Below are 22,393 nucleotides of genomic sequence, written 5' to 3' on the forward strand. Positions count from 1 at the left end.
CGCGCGGGTGCCGCCGTCGTCCGTTGTTCGTGCAGACAGGGGCTAGGCGTGCCTGCCCTTGCGTGCGCCGGGCCAAAGCTGAGCAGCTCATGGCAGGTTCGGCCCGAATGACGTTTGACGACGTCGCGGCCAGGGCCGGTTTCCGCTCGACGTACCAGCTTCGCCGCGTTATCCAGCAGACCCATGGAATGACATTGAGGGAGTTCCGGCAGCACACGGGGTCCGCGCAGCTTCCCTAGCCGGACGGGAACAGCCCGAATACTGCCTCCGCCGGGGCTGGCTGCCCGTGGGCGGTGTCCGCGCAGCAGCGCAGCGGCGTAGCGTGTAGCCCGTACCTGCGTTCCAGTCCTGCCGCGCCTGGATTGTGTGCGGCGTTTACCGACCGCTGGAAGACTTCCCATGGCCGAGTCCGCAGCCAAGAGCCGTCCGGAGGAGAACCGTGTCCGGGCGCTCGCCGTTGCCTCGGTCCCGGCGATCCTCACCGGTGCGCTCTCCGCGCTGATCCTCTTCGCCTTCGATGAGCTCAGCCTCCTGCTGCAGCACGTGCTCTGGGAGAACCTCCCTCACGCGCTAGGTGCAAACCCGGACAACGGCTGGTGGATCTTCGGCATGCTGACGGCCACCGGGCTGGCTGTTGGACTGATCGTCCGTTACGTGCCCGGGCATGCCGGCCCCGACTCGGCGGCCTCTGAACTGGGCGGGCAGGCGCTGCCGCTCCGGGTGGTGCCCGGGCTGGCGGCAGCAGCCCTCGTGGGTCTGGCAGGAGGGGTCAGCCTGGGGCCGGAGAACCCGGTCATCGCGATCAATACCGCGGTACTGACCGCCCTGCTGGCCCGGGCCTTTCCCCGCGTTCCGGGGAAGCTCGTGGCCGGACTGGCCGTGGCGGGAACAGTGGGAGCCCTGTTCGGCACACCGGTGGCCGCAGCACTGATCTTCACCGGCCTGGCGGGATCGATCGCCGTCAAGGGGGCACTTTTTGACAAGCTCTTCCTCCCGCTGGGCGCTGCCGGGGCAGGCGCAGCGGTGATGAACCTGCTCAGCGGAACCCTGCTGGACTTCGCCGCACCGCAGAGCGGGGTGCGGAGCGGATGGGATGTGCTCACAGCCATGGTCATCGCGGTGCTGGCGGCAGGGTTCGGGGTGCTTGGCGTGTTCGCCTTCCGCTGGGCGCACCGCTGGGCCCACCGGTTGCGCAGTCCCGTCCTGTACACCACGCTGGGCGGGGCCGTACTGGGACTGCTCGGGGCGCTGGGCGGGCCGCTCACCCTGTTCAAGGGCGCCGAAGAATCGAAGGAACTGCTCTCCGGCGGGGGAGAGTCCTTTGGGGCGCTGCTGCTGCTGGCCGTCGTCAAACTCGCAGCCCTGGTTGTAGCCGCGGCAACCGGCTTCCGGGGCGGCCGGATCTTCCCGGCAGTGTTTGTCGGCGTCGCCTTCGGATTGGCGGCCGCCGTCCTGGTTCCGGAGGTGCCTGCCAGCGTGGCAGTGTCAGCGGCCGTCCTGGGCATGGTCCTGGCGGTGGCCCGCGACGGCTGGGTGGCACTGTTCATCGCCGTCGTGGTTTCCGGGGACGTAACGGTGTCAGCGGTGCTTTGCCTGGCCGTGCTGCCCGCCTGGCTGGTGGTCACCGCGGCTCCCCACATGCTGGCGGAGGACGACGGCGGTGCGCCGCCGGCTGCTGCCTGAACCACAGGGCCCTGCCGCCGCCGCCAGGTCCAGGGGCTTTTGGCCGGCTGAGGCTGCGGGTACGATTCCGGCCACAGCCGATCACGAGGGGAGCAGGCATGAAAGCTGTACGGGTACACCGTTATGGGGAAGACGCGCGCATTGACGACGTGGCGGAGCCGCAGATCACCGGACCGTGGGATGTGCTGGTGCGGGTGGGGGCCGCGGGCGTCTGCCGGACGGACCTGCACGTCCTGGAAGGCCAGTGGGACGCGATCCAGCGCCCGGAACTGCCCTACATCCTGGGCCATGAGAACGCAGGTTGGGTGCTTGAAACCGGGTCCGCAGTGACCAACGTCCAGCCCGGAGACACGGTGATTCTGCATCCGGTGGTTGCCTGCGGGCTCTGCGCCCCGTGCCGGGCCGGGGAAGACTCGCACTGCGAGGCCTCGTCCTTTCCGGGCCTGAACGCCGACGGCGGCATGGCAGAGCTGCTGAAGACCAGCGCCCGCGCCGTGGTGAAGCTGGAACCCTCCGTGGCGCCCGCGGACGTCGCCGCCCTGGCCGACGCCGGACTCACCGCGTACCACGCGGTACGCAAGGCCGTGCCGCTGCTGCCGCCGGGATCCGAGGCAGTGGTGATCGGTGCCGGCGGGCTGGGGCACATTGGCGTGCAGTCCCTCAAGGCCCTGACCGGGGCACACATCACCGTCGTTGACACCTCGGATGCAGCCCTGGCACTCGCCAAGGACCTCGGTGCCGACGCCACGGTGAACCCCAACGACCTGCATCCGGCGGCCCGCGCCGTGGGGGAACCTCCGGCAGACGCCGTCGTGCTGGCCGTCCTGGACATTACCTGCGGGGGAGCGCACGTGGTCTTCGACTTTGTGGGCGAGCAAGGTACCGAAATCACTGGTCCGGCCATGCTCCGCAACCGCGGCAGCTACTACGCCATCGGCTACGGCGGAACGCTGGCCCTGCCCACCATCGACCTGGTCTCCCGCGAAATCAGCGTGGTGGGAAACCTGGTGGGCACCTACCAGGACCTCGCGGAACTGATGACGCTGAACTCGCAGGGAGAGATCACCCTGCACACCACCACCTACGACCTCCTCGACGCCGTGCAGGCGCTGCACGACCTCGACGCCGGCAAACTCACCGGCCGGGCGATCCTGGTACCGAACCCGTGAGTGAGAGGGCCGCCGTACTGGGCGGCGGAGTCCTGGGCCTTTCCACCGCTGTGGAGCTGCTGCGCGGCGGGGCAGAGGTGGTGCTGCTGACCGAGGAGAAACTGGGCAGCGGAGCTTCCGGGCGTTCACTGTCCTGGCTGAACGCCGGCGGCGCGTACGGGGAGCCGTACTTCCGGCTGCGGATGGCCGGAATTGACCGCTACCGCTCGCTGCTCGCCCGGCATCCGGGCGCGGACTGGCTGGCGTTCGACGGCGGCCTCTACTGGGATGATGATCCGTTCGAGGTCATTGAACGCCATAACCGGCAAACCCGGGAAGGCTATGAAGCGCGGATGCTGGACCGCGACGACGCCGCGGCAGCGGTGCCCGGGATCGACCCGGGTGTCCTTCCGCACCGGGTGCTGGTCAACCCGGGTGAAGGATGGGTGGCGCTGCCGCATTTGCTCCGGCTCCTGGCTGATGAATTCACCGCGCGCGGCGGAAGGCTGGTGGAAGCTGCAGGCCTGTGCTCCGTCGTCGCGGGGGAGGACGGCAGGGCAGCCGGGGTGCGAACCGCGGACGACGAGGAGTACGAAGCGCCGACGGTGGTGGTGGCCTGCGGTGCGGGCACCCCGGCAGTCCTGGCCGAAGCGGGCCTCGAGCTGCCAGATGCCTCTGATCCGGCCGTCCTGCTGGTCTCGGAGCCGCTGGAACACGGGCTCCGGGCTGTGCTGAACACGCCGCGGCTCTCCATTCGGCCGCACCCGGGAAGCCGGCTCGCCATGGACCACACCTGGTACCTGGACCTGGTCCACCGCCGGGAGGACGGCAGCTGGGACGTCCCCGCAGATGTTTTGGAAGAGGTGGCTGCGGAAGCCGGACGGTTGCTGGCGGGAAATCCCGTGGTCCGGATCCAGTCGTGGCGGCCGGGGCTCAAGCCCGTGCCCGGAGACGGGGAACCGGTGCTGGGTGAACTGCGTGCCCTGCCGGGCTGCTGGGTGGGGTTCACCCACTCCGGTGCCACGCTGGGCCTCATAGCTGGAGAGCTCGTGGCCGATGAAATCCTTACCGGCCGCCGGCATCCTCTGCTGGAGCCGTTCCGGCCCGAGCGGTTCGGCTTCGGCTGGGATTCCTGAGTTCCGCGCGGGCAGTCAGGAGCCGGCCGAACTAGGACCCGGCCGCTGCCTGCGCCGGGGTTCCCGCGTCCACCTGCGGTGCGGCCGCCGGAGCCGCCAGCAGCTCGGAAAACGCGAGTTCCGCCGCGCCCACCAGCAGCAGGTCCGCGCCCAGCGCCGCCCGGCTGATTTCCACCTGCCGGCCCAGGCCTCCGATGCCGCCGTGGGCCACGGCGTTCTGCAGCCGCTCCGGATCGAAGGAGAACAGGACTCCCAGGAATCCGCCCAGCAGGATGGTGCGCGGATTGAAGATGTTCACGAAGTTGACCAGCGCCTCGGCCAGCAGATCCAGCTGCCGGGCGGCCACGGCGTCGAACTCCGCGGTTCGGCGGCCGGCCATGGCGGCCTCAAGTTCTTCGAGGTCCGCGTGCTCGAGTCCCAGCGGCGCCAGCAGCCCGCCCAGGTTCACCTCGGTTTCAAGGCAGCCGCGCCGGCCGCAGAAGCAGGGCAGTCCGTCCGAGCGGACCAGCGTGTGGCCCAGTTCCCCGGCGAACCCGGCCTGCCCGCCCAGCGGCACACCGCCGACGACGGCGCCGCCGCCAATGCCGCTGGCACTTCCGTTGAGGTAGACCACGTCCGACTGCCCAATACCTGCACCGAAAACTGACTCGGCGAGCGTGCCAAGAGTGGCGTCATTGCCCGCGTATGCCGGCAGCCCCAGCGCCTTGGACAGCGCCTGCGCCAGCGGCTCATCCGTCCAGCCCAGGTGCGGTGCAAGCCGCACGGAACCGTCGCTGCTGTCCACCAGCCCGGGGACAGCTGCGCCAACACCCACTATCCGGTCCATCGTGGCCAGCTCGGCGGCCATGCCTTCCACCACCGCCCGGGTGATACTCAGGGTTTCCGCCACCCCCGGCACCGTGGCGGCGTCGTAACGGACCCTGCGGTGAACTTTCCCGCCCAGGCCCACCAGGCCCACGGTGACGGCGTCGACGTCGGGATGCACTGCCAGTGCGGCAACGCGTTCGTTCGGATGGACCAGGGGACTGGGCCGCCCGGCGCGGCCGGCGGCGGCCGGCTCGGTCTCATAAGCCAGCCCCAGGCGGGACAGCTCGGAAGCAAGTGCTCCGATGGTGGACCGGTTGAATCCGGTGAGCCGGGTCAGGTCTGCCCGCGAGAGTGCTCCGCGGCGGTGCAGCAGGGTCAGCACCCGGGACAGGTTCTGAACGCGGATGCTGTCTGAGGCCGGTTTGCTCGGCATGCGCTGGGTCCTTTGCGGAGAGAACTGAACGCTTGATTGTTGCACGGAACACCATTTTCGACAGCACGTTGCGGCAGGAAAGCCGCGCCGGGAACCCATTGACAGGCATCACAGCCGTGCATATGTTGTTGTGCACAACTAATCCCGTGGATCCCGACTTACCTGGAGCAGAGCACCATGACAAAGACGCCAACACCTGCCGACCGCTTCACCTTTGGACTCTGGACCGTGGGATGGACGGGCAATGACCCGTTCGGCACCGCGACCCGTGCGGACCTGGACCCCGTAGAAGCCCTCCACAAGCTGGCCGACCTGGGCGCGTACGGCGTCACGTTCCATGACGATGACCTGGTGCCCTTTGGCTCTTCTTCCCAGGAACGGGACCTGATCCTCAAGCGCTTCCGCGCCGCCCTGGCGGAGACCGGCCTGCAGGTACCCATGGTCACCACCAACCTGTTCAGCAATCCGGTCTTCAAGGACGGCGGGTTCTCTTCCAACGACCGCTCGGTGCGGCGCTTCGCCCTGCGCAAGGTGCTGCGGAACCTGGACCTTGCCGCTGAGCTTGGCGCGAAGACCTTCGTGATGTGGGGCGGGCGCGAAGGCGCGGAGTATGACGGTTCAAAGGACATCGCCGCGGCACTGGACCGCATGCGCGAAGGCGTGGACACCGCCGCGGGGTACATCAAGGAGCAGGGTTATGACCTGCGGATTGCACTGGAGCCCAAGCCGAACGAACCGCGCGGGGACATCCTGCTGCCCACCGTCGGCCACGCACTGGGGTTCATTGCCCAGCTGGAGCACCAGGACATTGTGGGCCTGAACCCGGAAACCGGGCACGAGCAGATGGCCGGGCTGAACTACACGCACGGAATCGCGCAGGCGCTGTGGGCCGGCAAGCTCTTCCACATTGACCTCAACGGCCAGAAGTCCATCAAGTACGACCAGGACCTGGTCTTTGGCCATGGCGACCTGACCAGCGCCTTCTTCACAGTGGACCTGCTGGAGAACGGCTTCCCGAACGGCGGGCCGGTCTACGACGGTCCGCGGCACTTCGACTACAAGCCCTCGCGGACTGACGGGTATGACGGCGTGTGGGAATCAGCGGCGGCGAACATGTCCATGTACCTGCTGCTGAAGGAACGCGCGCAGTCCTTCCGCGCAGACCCGGAAGTCCAGGAAGCCCTCGCGGCATCCGGTGTCGGCGAACTGGCCGAACCCACGCTGGCAGCGGGGGAGAGCACCGCGGACCTGCTCGCGGACACTGCGGCGTTCGAAGAGTTCGACGCCGATGCAGCGGCCCAGCGCTCCTTCGGTTTCATCCGGCTGAACCAGCTGGCACTGGAGCACCTGCTCGGCGCCCGGTAGGCATTTGCTAGCATTCCTGGTTCCGGGCACCGAAGCCCGCTCCGCCTGTTGAAAGGTCCGTTATGCCGCTTGTCGCAGGAGTGGACAGCTCCACGCAGTCCTGCAAGGTCGTTATCCGCGACGCCGAAACCGGGGCCCTGCAGCGTCAGGGAACAGCCCGGCATGCGCCCGGGACCGAGGTGGATCCGGAAAACTGGTGGCGGGCACTGCTGGAGGCAGCCGCGGCTGCCGGCGGCCTGGATGACGTAGCTGCAGTGGCCGTGTCCGGCCAGCAGCACGGCATGGTCTGCCTGGACGCGGACGGGGCGGTGGTGCGCGATGCGCTGCTCTGGAATGACACACGTTCGGCCGCCGCGGCCCGGCAAATGATCGAGGGTGCCGGGCCCGACGGCGCCGCCTACTGGGCGGAAACCACAGGTACGGTGCCGGTTGCCTCCATAACGGCCGCGAAACTGAAGTGGCTGGCGGACAACGAGCCTGAAAACGCCGCCAGGACCGCCGCGGTATGCCTGCCGCATGACTGGCTGTCCTGGCGCCTGGCCGGGCACGGGCCAGGCAGTGGAGGGCTGGCTGCCCTGCGCACGGACCGCTCCGACGCTTCCGGCACCGGCTACTGGTCTCCGGCAACCGGCCAGTACCTGCCCGAGGTCCTCGACACCACGCTCGGGCATGTGCCGGCGCTGCCCGTTGTCCTTGGCCCGCTGGAACCCGGACTGCAGACTGCCGCGGGGACCCTCATCGGCCCGGGAGCCGGAGACAACGCCGGCGCCGCGCTGGGCGTCGGCGCCACCGTGGGCGACGTCGTGGTGTCCGTGGGAACCTCCGGCACCGTCTTCGCGGTGACCGAAGACCCCACGGCGGATGTCACGGGACTGGTTGCCGGGTTCGCGGACGCCACCGGCAACTTCCTTCCGCTCGCCGCAACGCTGAACGCCTCCCGCGTCCTGGACGCGACGGCAGGTGTGCTCGGCGTCGACCTTCCGGCCCTCACCGAACTGGCGCTGTCCGCCGAGCCCGGCGCCGGGGGGCTGTCCCTGGTTCCCTACTTCGAAGGGGAGCGCACGCCCAACCTGCCTGAGGCCCAGGGCAGCCTGCACGGCATGACGCTGGCCAACTACACTCCCGCCAACCTGGCCCGCGCCGCCTTCGAGGGCGTGGCGTGCTCGCTGGCAGACGCCTTCCGGGCTGTGACCGGGCTGGGAATCGAGGCGCGGCGGGTCATCCTGGTGGGCGGAGGGGCACGCTCGGCCGCCATGCAGCAGACGCTTTCCTCCGTGCTGGGCATGCCGGTGGACGTCCCGGAACCGGGGGAGTACGTGGCCGACGGCGCTGCCCGCCAGGCAGCTGCGGTGCTCGCCGGAGCCTGGCCGGAATGGAAAACCCAGGACTCACTGACCGTTTCCGCCCCGCCCGCGCCCCAGGTCCTGGAACGATACCGGGCCGCCGCGCAGCGCCAGTACAGTACCACGGGCTGACCTGCACCAAAGCATTCCGGCGGCAGCGGCAAGCCTGCTTGCCATGAACAAAAAACAATGGGTACTGTGACGGGCGTAACACCGGTATCCGGCGCACTGGCGCGCCGCAAAATGATGGACGGAATAAAGCAATGAAAGCTACCTGCAGTGACTCGCTGCAGCCGGATGGAACCGTCCGCTGTTCGTATCCCCATCCCGGCGGGCCCGTACCGGGCGCCGGGGCATGAGCGCCCTTAAACCGGCCACCGCACCCAAGCAGGAATCAAGGAAAACCCCTCCCCAGCGCGTAACGGACCGCGGCAGCATCCGGGCCATGTGGTACCTCGTACCCGCGCTGGTGGTTTTCGCCCTCTTCCTTTTCTACCCGCTGGGCCGGTCCGTCTTCCTATCCTTCCAGGGCAGCGACCTGTTCGGCCGTCCCTCCGGATTTGTCGGTTTCGACCAGTACACCCGCCTCTTCACGGACAGCGGTTTCTGGACCGTCATGGGCGTGACCCTTGGGTTCACGGTGCTGACGGTGATTCCCTCCATCGGAATTGCCCTGGCACTGGCCCTGCTGCTCCACCAGAAAATCAAGGGCATCCGCTTCTTCCGCACGGCTTTTGCCCTTCCGTTTGCCTATTCCGTGGCCACCGCGTCGGTAATCTTCGGCGTGATGTTCAACCAGGCAACCGGCGTGCTGAACGGCATGCTGGGTTTCTTCGGGTTTGACCGGGTCGGCTGGCTCACGGACCCCGCCTGGGCCTTGATCTCCGTATCACTGGCCACTGTGTGGATGCAGCTTGGCTACAACCTGCTGGTGCTTTCCGCCGGCCTCGGCGCGGTGTCCGAAGACGTGGTGGAGGCGGCCCGGCTGGACGGCGCCCATGGCTGGCGGATGCAGCGTTCGATCATCATGCCGCTGCTGACGCCGCAGATGTTCTTCCTGCTGGTCACCGGCACCATTCATGCCCTGCAGAGCTTCGGCCAGATCCACATCCTCACCAAGGGCGGACCGCAGGACAGCACCACCACGCTCGTCTACTCCATCTACGAGCAGGCATTTGCCAACAACAACTCAAACTTCGGCTACGCCTCCGCGCAGGCCGTGGTGCTTCTGATCATCGTGGTAGCGGTGTCCGCCATCCAATTCGGTGTCCTGGAACGGAAGGTCTTCTACCGATGAGCCGCACAGCAGCCCCCGCGCCCGCCAAGCCCCCGGCGGCAGCGAGCCGCACCCGGGCCTTGAAGAAGCGCCAGCGCCGTCCGCTCACTGCGGGCCGGGTCCTGACCTACGCCGCCCTGAGCGTGGGCGCCGTCGTCGTCCTGTTCCCCGTCTATTTCGGTTTCGTCGGCTCCTTCATGGGCCCGGCGGACATCAACGCCTACCCGGCGTCGCTGTGGCCGTTCAACGGTTTCCGCGTGGAGAACTTCGCCGGCGCACTGAACTCGATTCCGCTCGGCCGGCAGTACGTGAACTCGGTGGTTATGGCCGGCCTGATCACCGTGGGCCAGCTGGTGACCTCCCTGCTGGCCGCCTACGCGCTGGTCTTCCTGAAAGTGCGGGGACGGGCCTTCTGGTTCGCCCTGTTCCTGTGCAGCATGATGGTGCCGGCCGAGGCGATCATCATCCCGAATTACCTCACCATGTCCTCCGCGGGACTGATCAATACGATTCCGGCGCTAACGCTGCCGTTCCTGGCTCACGGATTCGGCATCTTCCTGCTGCGCCAGGCCTTCCTGTCCTTCCCCACCGAACTGTGGGAAGCAGCCAAGATCGACGGCGCCGGACACTTCCGGTTCCTGCTCTCAGTCCTGGTGCCGCTGTCCAAGCCCACCCTGGCGGCGCTGGGAATCTGGTCCTTCCTCTCGGCCTGGAACATGTACTTCTGGCCGCTGCTGGTCACCCAGACCCCGCAGATGCAGACCATCCAGATCGGCATCACCCAGCTGCGCTCGGCAGACAACTTCAACGCCGGGCTGGTCCTGGCCGGAACCGTCCTGGCCATCATTCCCACCCTGCTGCTGGTGATCTTTGGCCAGCGGTTCATTGTCCGCGGCCTGACGGCCGGTTCCATCAAGTAGCGCACCCACAGCCTTACACACAGCAATCCGGAGCTTCGGCTCCGGCCAATCCTGAAGGGATACACATTGCGAACTACAACCAGAGGGCGCAGGCTGCCAATGATGGCCGCCGGCGCCGCGGGGCTTGCCCTGGTACTGTCCGCCTGCGGCGGAGGCAGCAGCACGGGCGGCGGGGGCGAAGTGCCGGCCGCCGATGCGCTCGAGAAAGCCGAAGGAGTCACCACCGTCAATTTCTGGCACTCCATGGACGGCACCAACGGTGAGACCCTGGGCAAGCTCATTGACGAATTCAACGCCGCCAATGAAGGCAAGATTGAGGTCAAGGGCGTTTACCAGGGCGACTACGACTCCACCATTACCAAGTACAAGGCTGCGGTCCAGTCCAACAGCACGCCCAGCATGGTGCAGATCTATGACATCGGCACCCAGTTCATGATCGACTCCGGCGCTGTGGTGCCCACCCAGGCCTTCATCGACCGGGACGAATACGACGTTTCTGACCTGCAGCCCAACATCGCCGGTTACTACACGATCGACGAGGACCTCTGGTCCATGCCGTTCAACACCTCCATGCCGGTCCTGTACTACAACAAGACCCTCTTTGAAGCTGCCGGCCTGGACCCGGAAACCGCACCCGAAACCCTGGACGAGGTTGGCGAAGCGGCGTCAGCGCTGTCCAAGAAGAACGGCGGCCCGGCCGAGTTCGGCTTCAACGCGGCAATCTACGGCTGGCTGCTGGAGCAGGAAATCGCTGCCAACGGTGCGCTCTACTGCAGCCCGGACAACGGCCGCTCCGGCGAACGGGCTTCTGACTACAGCTTCAACAATGACACCGCCGTGGAATTCGTGGACTGGTGGAAGGACCTCGTGGCAACGGGCGTAGCGGGCAACACCGGCCGCGCCACCGCTGACGCGCAGAACGCCTTCAAGAGCGGCACCATCGGCATGACCCTTGAGTCCACCGGCGCCCTGGGCGGCATGCAGAAGGCAGCCCAGGAGCAGGGCTTCGAACTGGGAGTCGGTTTCTACCCGAAGATCGAGCAGAACGACTCCGGTCCGATCATTGGAGGCGCCTCGCTCTGGATCTCCGGTGAAGGTCACTCCGATGCGGAGCAGGAAGCCACCTGGCAGTTCATGCAGTTCCTTGCCGAGCCGGCCACCCAGGCCACCTGGCACACCGGAACAGGCTACTTCCCGATCTCCAAGGCCGCTCTGGACGAGCCGGAGGACATCGCCTGGCGTGAGCAGTACCCGCAGTTCGACGTCGCCGTGCAGCAGCTCGAAGCAACTGAACTGACCGCAGCCACTCAGGGCTGCGCCGCCGGTTCAATGCCGCAGGCCCGCAAGGCCGCCGAGGACGCCCTGGAAGGGGCACTGCTCGGCGGAGACAGCAAGGCAGAACTGACCGAGTCGGTTGAGGCACTCAAGACCGAAATCGAGAATTACAACAACTCGGTTCAGTAGCCCGGTCAACCCTCAAAGCGCCGGTTCCGCCTCCACTCAGGAAGCGGGACCGGCGCTTTTGCGCGTTCCGGGGTAGTCTCCCGGAATGGACCCTGACTACGTCATCCGCCGGGAAGTCGTACGCCGAAGTTGAAAACCTGACCCGGGAAGCGTTCTGGAACGTGTACCGGCCAGGCTGCGTGGAGCACTTCCTGCTGCACCGTTACCGTGAACTGCCCCAGTTCATTCCTGAGCTCAGCCAGGTCCTGGAAGCGGACGGCAGGATCCTCGCCCACATTATGTACAGCCGTGCCGAACTCCGCCGGGAGAATGGCGGTGTGCTTCCAATGTTGGTTTTCGGTCCGGTCTCCGTGCTGCCGGAGTACCAGAAGCGCGGCCACGGAGCAGCACTGATCCGGCACACCCTGGCCGAAGCAGCCGAAAGCGGCTTCGGCGCCGTCGTCATTACCGGGAGCCCGGAGTATTACCGCCGCTTTGGCTTCGCGGAGGCGAAGACCTTGGGGATCTATTACGACGGCGTTCCCCGGGACGAGCCCACGCCGTACCTTCAGGGATTGGAACTGCAGGAGGGTTACCTTGCCGGGGGTCCCTGGATCTACCGGGATCCGCCCGGTTATGCGGTGAGTGACGAGGACGTGGACGCGTTCGATGCCCGCTTTCCGCCGAAGGAGGAGCTGAAGCTCCCGGGGCAGCTGTGGTAGCGAGTCCGCGGGATGATTCATCTCCGGCAAAGCGGCCGGGTTAGCGGGACCCCTTCGGGATGCCCGCAGGCAGGCCTAGTCTTCGGGGTATGACGCAGGATCCAGTCCAGTCCAACCCGGACAACTATTCGGTGGTTTTCGAGAACGACCGCGTGCGCGTCCTCGAGTACCGCGACACCCCCCGACACCGGACCGTTGTGCACCGGCATCCTGACAGCGTGATGATTACCGCCAGCTCTTTCCGCCGGCGGCTCAGCACCGGCGGCCCGCAGCGGGATGTCGAACTGCCGTCCGGCGCCGTCCAGTGGCTCCCCGCCCAGGAACACGTCGGTGAGAACATCGGCGACACGGACACCCATGTGTTCTTCGTCGAACTCAAGGAAAGCATTCAATAATCCTTGACTCATATCAGGAATTACGTAATTCTTGACGCATGAGTTCGCACGATGACCGCCTGCAGGCACTCGAGGAACGGGTTGCTGCCCTGGAGGAACGGCTGACGGCTGCGCCGCCGGCGAGCCGCCCGGAGGCAGATGACATCTTCTGGGCGCTCAACGGTATTCGGGACCGCTATCCGGACCCCGGTGCCGTCCTGTTCGCCGGGACCGCCAGCACTCCCACCGGCGAGCGGTACGAGTACCAGTACGGCCTCGAGACAGGACACCTGCTCGACGTCGACTGGGCACCCTTCGCTGAGTCCCTCGCCGCCCTGGGCAACCCGGTGCGGCTTTCGATCCTGCGTGCAGTCCTGGGCGGAACTGAAACCGTCGCCGCGCTCGCGGAGGAACTGGGCGCCGGCACCGCAGGGCAGATCTACCATCACGTGAACCAGCTCAGCGCCCAGGGCTGGCTGGCTGCCCATGCCCGTTCCCGCTATCGGGTTCCGGCGCCCCGGGTCATTCCGCTGCTGGCCATCCTTACTGCTGCCACAGGAGGCAACTGATGCCCGGGGCCGTAACCCGCACCCGAAAACTGACACCACGGATGATGGCCGGAGGTGCCGCCGCCGTCGTTATCCTGGTCTTCGGCCTGGCTGCGGCACCGTGGCCGCCCAAGCTGTCCGGCAGCGTCACCGGAGATGCTGCCCTGGCTGAACGGGTGCGCCCGCTGCTCACCTCTCCGGCGGATCAGGTCAGTGTTGCCTGGATTGACTCCAGCGGTGTCCGCTACGCCGGTTTTGGCGCCGACGAGCACACCGAGTACGAGATCGGTTCGGTCAGCAAGACCTTCACTGCCTCACTGCTTGCCGATGCCGTGGACCGGGGAGAGGTCACGCTGGAGACCACCGTCGCGGACATCCTGGGGGAAGACCTCCTGGACCCGAAAGCTGAAATTGGCACCGTGACGCTGGCCGAGCTGGCGAGCCACCGTTCCGGCCTGCCGCGGCTGGCAACGGGACTCGATGCCCTGCCCTCCCTCCTGGCCGGACAGCTGCTGAACCGTGATCCGTATACCGCCTCGCCGGAACAGGTTCTGGAGCAGGCTCAGGCCTCCCGTCTGGACGGAACGGCCACCTACTCGAATCTGGGCTACGCCTTCCTCGGCCAGCTGCTGGCCAGGGCAGCCGGCGCGAGCTGGGAACAACTCCTGGACGAGCGGGTGCTGACCCCCCTGGCACTGGCGGAAACCTTCGCGCCGGTCACTGCAGGGAACCTGCCCGACGCCGCCCCCACCGGGCGAAGCGCCGCCGGCCGTCCGGAACGAGCCTGGACGGCGAACGGCACGGCGCCGGCAGGCGGAATCCGGTCCACCGCCGCTGACCTGGTGCTCTACGCACGGGCGCAGCTGGACGGAACTGCCCCGGGCGCCGCGGCGCTGGAACCGCAGTGGGACGACGGAAGCGGCGGCAGGTACGGCCTCGCCTGGATCACCGAGGAACACGGCGGCAGGGAGATCACCTGGCACAACGGGCAGACCGGCGGATTCTGGTCAATGGTCGCCCTGGACCGGGATGCCGGGCACGCCGTCGTGATGCTCTCCAACGTCTCAGCCGGACACGAAGAAGCAGTGTTTGAGCTCCTCACGGCAGGTGCCAAATGATGGCCGCGGCGATCGCGTGGCTGATCCCGGCATGCCTGGTGGTCTACTGTGGCTGGGCAGCCTACTCAGCCTGGACGCCGTCTTTGCCGGAGAAATCCCGCAGCGCCTATCTCGCAGCCCTGCTGGAGGTCGGCTTCGTGGTGGTGGTTTGCCGGCTGATGATTGAATTCTCGCCCGTGACGGTCTGGTTGTGGGTACTTTCCGTTGCCGCGCTGGGGATTGCTGCCGCAGGTCTGGTTATCCGCTGGCCGGAGCTGCCGGGACGGCGGTTCCAGCCGGAGTCCGGAACACCGGCAAACGTCCGTGTGAGCAAAACCAGGGGACCGGGTCCGGCGACGGTCACCGGCTATGCGGCTGCCCTGGCTGCCGCTGTGGCAGCGTCCGTGGTGATCGGCTGAGCCCGGCAGACCGTTGCTCAGTCTGCCGGATTAGCGCTGCCGGCTGAGCCGCTGGCCAGCACCCGCCGCAGGAACGCCACAGCGGCCACATCGTCCTCGATCCCGCCGGCTTCGTGCCCGTTGAAGGGCCAGACCTGCAGTTCCTTGGGCCCGGAATAGTTGTTGTACGCCGCATAGACGGTGGACGGCGGCGTGATCTCATCCATCAGGCCCACCGAAAACAGGGCCGGAACCTTGGCCCGCTTGGCGAAGTTGATCGAATCGAAATACTGCAGTGTCTGGTGCACCTGCTGCACCCGGGTGCGGTGGATCGCCAGATAGTCCACCAGCTCCCGGAACGGGTACGCATCCGTCACCTGCAGTGCCCGGGGGATGTCGGAGAGGAAGGGCACCTTCGCCACGATGGCCGCCAGCTCCGGGGCCAGCGCCGCGGCGGCTACTGCCAGTCCGCCGCCCTGGCTCATCCCCACAGCAGCGCACCGGGCGGAATCTACCCTCTCCAGTGACCGCAGGGCCTGGACAGCCCGGACGGCGTCAGTGGTCAGACGCCGGTAATAGTAGGTCCCGGGATCGGTGACGCCGCGGGTCATCACGCCTTGGCCCTGGGGTCCGGCACTGCCCGCGGCGTCCGGGGTGACGCCGGTGCTCCAGCCCGCTCCCTGCCCGCGGGTGTCCATCTCCAGGTGGGCGAAACCGCAGGACGCCCAGAAAAGGTTCTCGTGCGCGTCGCCGCGCCCACCGCCGTAGCCCACAAACTGGACGACGCCGGGCAGCTGGCCGGATGCTCCGGACGGCACCCGCAGCCAGGCGCGGATTGGTTCGCCGCCGTAGCCGTTGAATGTCACGTCCCAGACGTCCACTGTGGACAGCACGGTTTCGACCGGTTCCAGGACCAGGCCCAGCGGATGGGCCTGCGCTTCTTCGAGGGTCCGCGCCCAGAACCCGTCAAAATCGGCAGGTTCGCTTTGGCTGCCCAGATAGGTGGCGAGCTGGTCAACGGGCAGATCGGTATACACGTGAATTTCTCCTACGGGGCCGTAACGTCCACCCCACAGTGCAGCCGACGGGTGTGGTCCACCGAGCGTACCGGTCCGGTGAGCGTAATCCCGGTGCTCAGCCGAATGTCGGTGCTGGAGGCACCGAACCGCAGTTCAAGCTCTCCCGGCTCCACCCTGCGCTGCCCGTCCACCCCGGTGAAAGAGGCAACGTCCGCCGGCACGGTGAACCGGACCCGCGCGGCTTCGCCGGCGCGCAGCGGCACCCGGGCATAGCCGATGAGCCGCTGTACCGGCCGCACCACAGAAGCCACCGGATCGTGCAGGTACAGCTGGACCACCTCCACGCCGTCGCGCTCGCCGGTATTGGTCACGGTCAGCGCGGCGGCAGCTTCACCGGCAGTACTGGTCTCTGTGCTTTCCACGGAGAGGGAGTCCCAGGCGAACTGTGTGTAGCTAAGTCCGTGGCCAAAGCCGAAGGCTGGCGTGGGATCGATGCTCGATACCTCCGTTGGCCCCGCGAGAGGCGCGGCCAGATAGCCGGCAGGCTGGCCGCCGGGCGTGGCAGGCACACTGACCGGCAGCCGGCCGGACGGATTGGCTGCGCCGCTGAGCACCCGGGCGATGGCGGGCCCGCCTTCCTCGCCCGGGAAGAATGCCTGTACGACGGCGGCGGAACGGGATGCAGCCTGCCCCAGCGCATAGGGGCGGCCGGTCAGCAGGACGGTAACCACCGGCGTGCCTGTCTCCAGCAGGGCATCCAGCAGCTGCTGCTGCACTCCGGGCAGCACCAGGGATTCGACGTCGCACCCTTCGCCGCTGGTGCCCCGGCCAAAGAGCCCGGCACGGTCACCCAGGACGGCAATAACGACGTCGGCCCCCTGCGCCGCTGCCACGGCGGCAGCAATCCCGGACGGATCGGGATCATCGATCCCGCAGCCGGGGACGTACTCGATGCTGCTTTCCGGGAATTCCACCGCCAGCGAGCAGCCCACCGTAGGCAGCTCAATGCCCGCTGAAATGTCGGGGAACTGTGAGCCGACATGGGCAGGGAAGGAATAGCAGCCAAGGAACGCCATCGGATTCTCGGCGTTCGGTCCAACGACGGCGATGCGCCGCGGCGACTGCAACGGCAGGGTGCCGTTGTTGCTGAGCAGGACAACTGACTCTTCGGCCAGTTCGCGGGCCAGCTTCCGGTTTTCCGGCGGATCGAGATTCACCGTGGACTGGACAGTGTCAAGGTCCCGGGCCCCGGCAGCCAAGGCTTCCGGAACCGGGCTCCAGTCCTCATCCAGCAGGCCGAGCCCGATTTTCTGCAGCAGAACCCGCCGGGCAGCAGCGTCCACCAGGGAAGGATCAACCCGGCCGGCGCCAAGTTCCGCGAGCAGGTGCTCACCGTAGGCATCCACGGTGGGCAGCTCTACATCCACCCCGGCATGCAGCGCGGCAGCGGCCGCTTCGCCGCGGCTGCCGGCTACACCATGCAGGTCCTGCAGGAACCCGATGCCGAAGTAGTCAGCCACCACGGTGCCTTCGAATCCCCAGGTGTCCCGCAGCAGCCCGGTCAGCAGCGAGTGGTCGGCTGCGGAGGGAACGCCGTCGGTATCCGTGTAGGCGTGCATCACCGAACGCACGCCGGATTCCCGCACTGCCATCTCGAACGGCGGCAGGATCACATCGGCGAATTCCCTTGGGCCCATTGAAACCGGTGCGAGGTTCCGGCCGGCACGGGAGGCGGAGTAACCGGCGAAATGCTTCAGCGTGGCAACGACTCCGGCCTGCTCCAGGCCCTGGATGTAGGCCGTTGCGACCGTGCCAACCAGGTACGGGTCCTCACCAATGGTCTCTTCCACCCGCCCCCACCGGGCATCGCGCACCACGTCCAGCACGGGCGCCAGTCCCTGGTGGATGCCAACCCGGCGCATATCTTCGCCGATCGCTCCTGCCATCCGCCGCACCAGGTCCGGGTTGAACGTGGCGCCCCAGGCCAGCGGCACCGGATACGCCGTGGCACCCCAGGCCGCGAACCCGGCCAGGCACTCCTCATGGGCCATGGCGGGGATGCCGAACCGGTTGGAACCGGCAATACGTTCCTGGGTGCGCATCAGCGACAACGCTCCTGCTCCGGCGTCGACCGGTTTGGTGCCGAACGGCCGGGTGAGCTGGCCCAGTCCGTTCGGCAGCAGTGCCTCCAGATCCGGCGGCTCGTTCATCTCGTGCTGGTGCGGAGCCACCTCGGCGCCGTCAGCGGAGGCGCCAACCCAGACTCCGATCAGCTGGGCGGTCTTTTCCTCCAGGGTCATGTGGGACAACAGTGCATCCGCACGCTCGGCGGGGGTGAGCGAGGTGTCCCGCCAGGGGACGCGCTTGGTGGTGGTGTTCGACATGGTTCACTTTCCGCCAGCGCCCATAAGGCCCTGGACTAGTGCGCGGCGCGCAAAGAGATACACCAGCAGCACGGGAATCATGGAGAGCATCACGGCGGCGAGGATACCGGGGACATTGATTCCGTACTGGGTCTGGAAATTGAAGAGGCCAAGCGTGATGACCCGGGTCGATTCCGACTGGGTCAGGATCAGCGGCAGCAGGAAACCGTTCCAGCCCTGCAGGGCCGCGAAGACCGCGATCGTGGAGATTCCCGGCTTGGAGAGCGGGAGGACCAGCCGGACGAAGGTTCGCCAGGTTCCGGCGCCGTCAACGGCCATGGCCTCGTACAGCTCAGGCGTGATGTCCCGCATGGTTCCGGAGAGGATCAGGGTGCAGATCGGCAGGGCGAACGCGGCCGTGGGCAGGATGATGCCCAGCAGGGTGTCATAGAGCCCCACGGTGTTGATCAGGTAGAACATCGGAACAATCACCGCCTGGACCGGAATTGCCAGGCCCAGCAGGAAGAACCGGAAGATCAGGGTGGTGGTGCGGGACTGGCTGCGCACTATCGCGTAGGCCAGCGGGGGCACCACCAGCAGGACGATTCCCACCACTCCGCCGGTCACTATCAGGGTGTTCAGGAAGTAGAGTCCGAATCCGCTCTGGAACACTCCCGCGTAGTTCTCCAGCGTGAAGCTGGTGGGGAAGGAGAGCGGCCCGCCGGCGCTGAAATCAGTGCGGGTTTGCACGCTGGCGGCGATCATGACGTACAGGGGCAGGGCAACGATCAGGAGCCAGACGACGGCGGCGGCTCCGGCAATGTAGTTGGGGCGCGTGCGCATCTAGACTCCTTCCATGGTGCTGCGCATCTTGTCGTAGCCGGAGACCTTGACCATGATCAGCGAGATGGTGGTGGCTACGACTACCAGCACCAGGGCCACGGCGGCGCCAATGCCAAAGTCGAAGCGGCGGAAGGCCTGCTCGAACATGTAGAAGGCCGTGATGGTGGTGTCGGTGCCCGGTCCGCCGTTGGTCAGGATCAGCACCGTTTCAAAGGTGGTCAGCCCGCCCACGACCATCAGGATCACGGACGTGATGATCGAATTGCGCAGCTGGGGCAGCGTGATGCTGAAGAATGTGCGCACCCGCCCCGCGCCGTCGACTTCCGCCGCCTGGTAGAGCACCTGCGGAATGGCCCGCGCGGCGCCCTGGTAGATCAGCGTGTGGAACGGTGTGAACTGCCACATGCTCACGAAGATGATGACGCCGATAGCGGTGGCCTGGTGCCCGAACAGGTTGCCGTCGCCGAAGAGCCAGCGGAACTGGGACGGCACCCCGAAGTTCGGATCGAGCAGCGCCCGCCACAGGACCGAAATCGCTGCGGAGGAGAGCAGCAGCGGCACGAAGTAGATGGCACTGAGGACCGCCCGGTTCCGCTGCGGGCCAGCGGCCCACACTCCCAGCAGCATGCTCACCGGGGTCTGGGTGGCTACGCCCAGGACGATGAAGAGCAGGGAGAGCCAGAGGCTCTTGAGCATCACCGGATCCCCGGCCAGCTCCTGCCAGTTCTCCATTCCGACAAACTTCGGGTCGCCGATTCCACGCCAGCTGGTGAAGGACAGGACCACGACGGCGATCAGCGGGACCACGGCGAAAAGCAGGAAAAAGACCGTGGCAGGCAGGGTCCAAGCCAGTCCCGGACGGGGAGTGCGGGCCGAGCGGCCGGCGCGGGCGGGACGGACCTTTTCGGATCCGTCCGCCAGCGCCGGCGGCTTGGGCGGGAGCAGTGCAGTCATGAGCAGCGGTTCCTAGAGGCCCTGCATGGCGGCAATGAAGCCGTCTTCGTCGATCCGTCCGCTGAAGAAATCGGACATGGCGCCGTGGATGGCAGGTGTTGCCGAGGGCGGGTACGCCTGGTCCCAGGAGAGCTGGAAAGCCGGAGCCTGTTCCACCAGTCCGTACTGGAAACGGGCGTACTCGGGATCGGCAGACTGGTCCAGGAACTGCTCGGTGTTGGTGGTGGTGGGCAGGTTGCCGATTGCCACCTGCTCCTGGACGAATTCATCCGAGTACATCAGCTTCAGGAAGTCGCGGACAGTGTCCGGGTACCGGGTGTTCGCCAGGACGGAGTAGAAGTTGTTGGTGTTCCCGACCAGGTTTGCCGGGTCGCCCTTGCCGCCGTCGATGGTCGGAAACTCGCTGTAGCCCAGCGCCGTCTCCACGAACTCGGGTGCAGCATCCTGGTGCGTGGAGTACGCCCAGGAGCCCATCAGTTCAAAGCCCGCCTGGCCGCTGGAAAGCAGGGACGCGGAGCCGCCGTCGGTGAACTTCACGGACTGGAAGTTGGTGCCGAACGCACCGGCGTCCACCAGCTCACGCAGCATGCCCAGGGCCTCGCGGCTTTCCTCGGAATCCCAGACCTCAGTGTCTCCGGCCAGTGCGCTCTCGAAGAGTTCCGGCCCGGCTACGCGGTCATACACGTATTCAACCCACATCAGGGTGGGCCATTCGTCCGCTCCGCCCAGGGCGATCGGGGTGACCCCGGCAGCCTTGAGTTTCTCCACCGCGTCCAGCAGCTCGTCCCACGTTTCGGGAGCGCCGTCGACCCCCGCATTGGCCAGGACTTCTTCGTTGCTGAAGAGCATCACCGGCTGGGTGCCGCGCATCGGGATGCCGTATGCCTTGTCATCGACTACTGCGGTATCGAAGACGGAGGGAAGGAAAGCGTCCTTGAGCTGGGGATCTTCCGCGATGAAATCGTCCAGGGGCATCAGCAGCCCGGCGTCCACGTAGTCCGTAATGGATCCGCCGCCCCAGTTGAAGAACACGTCCGGGGCTGAATCCGTGTCGATGATGGTCTGCAGTTTCTGCTGGTAATCGGCCCCGGGGATGGTGTCCAGGACAACTTTGACGTCCGAGGTTTCATTGAATTTGTCCACCATGGCCCGTTCGACGTCGTTGCCGGCGTCCCCGTAGACCAGGACATGGACTTCGTTTTCCGGCCGGTTGCTCGCAGCGGATTCCCCGCTGTTCGAACAGGCGGCCATCGACATGCCGAGTGCCAGCGCACCCGCGGCTGCGGTAGCTGGTTTCAGCCAGCTGCGGTTGTTCCTCATTGAACTGCTCCTCACTGGAAGTTCTTCCGGGAAGCATGTTCCGAAAGTTTCGAAACACTTGCCGAAAGTTCTGGAATGCGGCTAGCTTAGGATGCAGGGATGTGATGCGCAACACTTTTTTGCTGCGTCTTCGCGCCGGGGACTTCGCACGGAGGAGAAACGAATGGCACAAACGCCTGCGGCTGGGCGCATCACCCTCGCGGAACTGGCCGCCGAGGCTGAGGTCTCGCTGTCCACAATTTCGAAAGTCTTGAACGGCCGTTCCGATGTTTCGCGGAAAACCCGCACGAAAGTTGAGGCTCTGCTCGATGGACACGGGTATCAGCGCCGGGCCAGCCGCAGCACCAAGTCCGGGCTGCTGGAGCTGGTGTTCCATGAACTCGAAAGCGCGTGGGCGCTTGAAATCATCCGGGGCGTGGAGAACGTGGCCCGGGAACACGGGCTGAGCGTGGTGCTCACCGAAAGCGGTACCCGGCACTCGCCCGGACCGGAATGGGTGGAGGGTGTGATTGCACGGCGCCCGGCCGGCGTCGTTCTGGTCTTTGCCGACCTTGCCCGGGAATCCAGGCGCCTGCTTGAATCGCGCGGCATACCGTTCGCGATCATCGACCCGGCGGGAGACCCGGCACCGGACGTCCCCTCCGTGGGATCGGCGAACTGGGCCGGCGGAATGATGGCCACACGCCACCTGATCGACCTCGGACACCGGCGGATCGCCGCCATTACCGGGCCGGAGGACCTGATGTGCTCCCTGGCCCGCATTGACGGCTACCGCTCAGCCCTGAACACCGCCGGCCTGGAGTTTGAACCCGGGCTGGTGCGCTACGGCAACTTCCATGTAGACGGCGGACGTGACCACGCCCTTGACCTGCTCTCGCGGCCTGGGCGGCCAACTGCAATCTTCGCCGGCAGCGACCTGCAGGCCCTCGGAGTGCTCGACGCCGCCCGGCAGCTGGGCATCGCGGTTCCGGACCAGCTCTCGGTGGTGGGCTATGACGACCTTCAGGTAGCCCGCTGGTCCTCGCCCGCCCTGACCACCGTGCACCAGCCGCTGATCGAGATGGCCGAGGAGGCCACCCGCATGGTGCTTATGCTGCGGGACGGCGAGCAGCCCAAGAACACCCGCCTGGACCTCTCCACGTCCCTGGTTGTCCGGCAGAGCACGGCTGCCCCGCCGGACTCCAGCGAATAGGCGGGAGCG

General features: G+C 66.7%; 21 protein-coding genes. 15 read left to right on the forward strand and 6 right to left on the reverse strand.

Annotated features, from left to right (window positions below; translation table 11 throughout):
* The first annotated feature begins 107 nt into the window (after positions 1-107).
* The 4 genes from ABFX29_RS11650 to ABFX29_RS11665 all read left to right on the forward strand — a co-directional run bounded on the left by ABFX29_RS11650 (position 108) and on the right by ABFX29_RS11665 (position 3,967).
* Positions 108-239 (forward strand): AraC family transcriptional regulator, encoded by a 132-nt coding sequence (locus ABFX29_RS11650; RefSeq protein WP_152229359.1) that lies wholly within the window; start codon positions 108-110, stop codon positions 237-239.
* Positions 240-399: 160 nt separating this feature from the next.
* Complete coding sequence (locus tag ABFX29_RS11655) at positions 400-1,683, forward strand: ion channel protein (protein WP_152229358.1); 1,284 nt, start codon at positions 400-402, stop codon at positions 1,681-1,683.
* A gap of 98 nt (positions 1,684-1,781) precedes the next feature.
* On the forward strand, positions 1,782-2,852 hold the full coding sequence (locus tag ABFX29_RS11660; protein WP_152229357.1) for an NAD(P)-dependent alcohol dehydrogenase: 1,071 nt from the start codon (positions 1,782-1,784) through the stop codon (positions 2,850-2,852).
* Positions 2,849-3,967 (forward strand): NAD(P)/FAD-dependent oxidoreductase, encoded by a 1,119-nt coding sequence (locus ABFX29_RS11665; protein ID WP_152229356.1) that lies wholly within the window; start codon positions 2,849-2,851, stop codon positions 3,965-3,967. Before ABFX29_RS11660 ends, ABFX29_RS11665 begins: the two co-directional genes overlap by 4 nt.
* Before the next feature lie 31 nt (positions 3,968-3,998).
* Here the strand turns inward: ABFX29_RS11665 and ABFX29_RS11670 are convergent, their stop codons facing one another.
* Positions 3,999-5,207, reverse strand: coding sequence for an ROK family transcriptional regulator (locus tag ABFX29_RS11670; RefSeq protein WP_152229355.1), 1,209 nt, complete (start codon positions 5,205-5,207; stop codon positions 3,999-4,001).
* 177 nt (positions 5,208-5,384) lie between these two features.
* On the opposite strand from ABFX29_RS11670, the gene xylA reads away from it, so the two are divergent.
* From xylA to ABFX29_RS11720, 10 genes are all read left to right on the forward strand, one after another.
* Positions 5,385-6,572 (forward strand): xylose isomerase, encoded by a 1,188-nt coding sequence (gene xylA / locus ABFX29_RS11675; protein ID WP_152229354.1) that lies wholly within the window; start codon positions 5,385-5,387, stop codon positions 6,570-6,572.
* Positions 6,573-6,634: 62 nt separating this feature from the next.
* Positions 6,635-8,047, forward strand: a complete 1,413-nt coding sequence (locus ABFX29_RS11680) for a xylulokinase (RefSeq protein ID WP_152229353.1) — start codon at positions 6,635-6,637, stop codon at positions 8,045-8,047.
* Positions 8,048-8,270: 223 nt separating this feature from the next.
* Positions 8,271-9,212, forward strand: coding sequence for a carbohydrate ABC transporter permease (locus ABFX29_RS11685; RefSeq protein WP_152229352.1), 942 nt, complete (start codon positions 8,271-8,273; stop codon positions 9,210-9,212).
* Positions 9,209-10,111: a carbohydrate ABC transporter permease gene (locus ABFX29_RS11690; protein ID WP_152229351.1), complete on the forward strand. Its 903-nt coding sequence runs from the start codon at positions 9,209-9,211 to the stop codon at positions 10,109-10,111. The genes ABFX29_RS11685 and ABFX29_RS11690 overlap by 4 nt, the downstream gene beginning before the upstream one ends.
* A gap of 66 nt (positions 10,112-10,177) precedes the next feature.
* Entirely contained in the window at positions 10,178-11,575 is a 1,398-nt protein-coding gene (locus ABFX29_RS11695) for an ABC transporter substrate-binding protein (RefSeq protein WP_246167727.1), read from the forward strand.
* 161 nt (positions 11,576-11,736) lie between these two features.
* Positions 11,737-12,276, forward strand: coding sequence for a GNAT family N-acetyltransferase (locus ABFX29_RS11700; RefSeq protein WP_420831141.1), 540 nt, complete (start codon positions 11,737-11,739; stop codon positions 12,274-12,276).
* A gap of 89 nt (positions 12,277-12,365) precedes the next feature.
* Complete coding sequence (locus ABFX29_RS11705) at positions 12,366-12,671, forward strand: cytoplasmic protein (RefSeq protein WP_152229349.1); 306 nt, start codon at positions 12,366-12,368, stop codon at positions 12,669-12,671.
* Between the two features lie 38 nt (positions 12,672-12,709).
* Positions 12,710-13,219 (forward strand): ArsR/SmtB family transcription factor, encoded by a 510-nt coding sequence (locus tag ABFX29_RS11710; RefSeq protein ID WP_152229348.1) that lies wholly within the window; start codon positions 12,710-12,712, stop codon positions 13,217-13,219.
* The gene (locus tag ABFX29_RS11715; protein ID WP_211372428.1) at positions 13,219-14,316 is read left to right on the forward strand and encodes a serine hydrolase domain-containing protein; all 1,098 of its coding nucleotides are present in this window, start codon (positions 13,219-13,221) and stop codon (positions 14,314-14,316) included. Before ABFX29_RS11710 ends, ABFX29_RS11715 begins: the two co-directional genes overlap by 1 nt.
* Positions 14,313-14,714: a hypothetical protein gene (locus tag ABFX29_RS11720; protein WP_152229347.1), complete on the forward strand. Its 402-nt coding sequence runs from the start codon at positions 14,313-14,315 to the stop codon at positions 14,712-14,714. Before ABFX29_RS11715 ends, ABFX29_RS11720 begins: the two co-directional genes overlap by 4 nt.
* A 17-nt stretch (positions 14,715-14,731) precedes the next feature.
* Here the strand turns inward: ABFX29_RS11720 and ABFX29_RS11725 are convergent, their stop codons facing one another.
* From ABFX29_RS11725 to ABFX29_RS11745, 5 genes are read right to left on the reverse strand one after another with little or no spacing between them, the layout of a single operon-like run.
* On the reverse strand, positions 14,732-15,730 hold the full coding sequence (locus tag ABFX29_RS11725) for an acetylxylan esterase (RefSeq protein WP_152229346.1): 999 nt from the start codon (positions 15,728-15,730) through the stop codon (positions 14,732-14,734).
* Positions 15,731-15,741: 11 nt separating this feature from the next.
* Positions 15,742-18,096 carry a beta-xylosidase/alpha-l-arabinosidase gene (locus tag ABFX29_RS11730; RefSeq protein WP_152229345.1) on the reverse strand — a complete coding sequence of 785 codons (2,355 nt, stop codon included), beginning with the start codon at positions 18,094-18,096 and terminating at the stop codon, positions 15,742-15,744.
* Between the two features lie 3 nt (positions 18,097-18,099).
* Entirely contained in the window at positions 18,100-18,918 is an 819-nt protein-coding gene (locus ABFX29_RS11735; protein WP_152229344.1) for a carbohydrate ABC transporter permease, read from the reverse strand.
* Positions 18,919-19,872, reverse strand: a complete 954-nt coding sequence (locus tag ABFX29_RS11740) for a carbohydrate ABC transporter permease (RefSeq protein WP_152229343.1) — start codon at positions 19,870-19,872, stop codon at positions 18,919-18,921.
* Positions 19,873-19,884: 12 nt separating this feature from the next.
* Positions 19,885-21,192, reverse strand: a complete 1,308-nt coding sequence (locus tag ABFX29_RS11745; protein WP_152229342.1) for an ABC transporter substrate-binding protein — start codon at positions 21,190-21,192, stop codon at positions 19,885-19,887.
* A gap of 163 nt (positions 21,193-21,355) precedes the next feature.
* Here ABFX29_RS11745 and ABFX29_RS11750 point away from each other — a divergent pair, with 163 nt between their 5' ends.
* Positions 21,356-22,384 carry a LacI family DNA-binding transcriptional regulator gene (locus ABFX29_RS11750; protein ID WP_152229341.1) on the forward strand — a complete coding sequence of 343 codons (1,029 nt, stop codon included), beginning with the start codon at positions 21,356-21,358 and terminating at the stop codon, positions 22,382-22,384.
* The last annotated feature ends 9 nt before the right edge of the window (positions 22,385-22,393 follow it).

It is taken from the genome of Arthrobacter gandavensis, assembly GCF_039528575.1.
Taxonomy (GTDB): domain Bacteria; phylum Actinomycetota; class Actinomycetes; order Actinomycetales; family Micrococcaceae; genus Arthrobacter_B; species Arthrobacter_B citreus_B.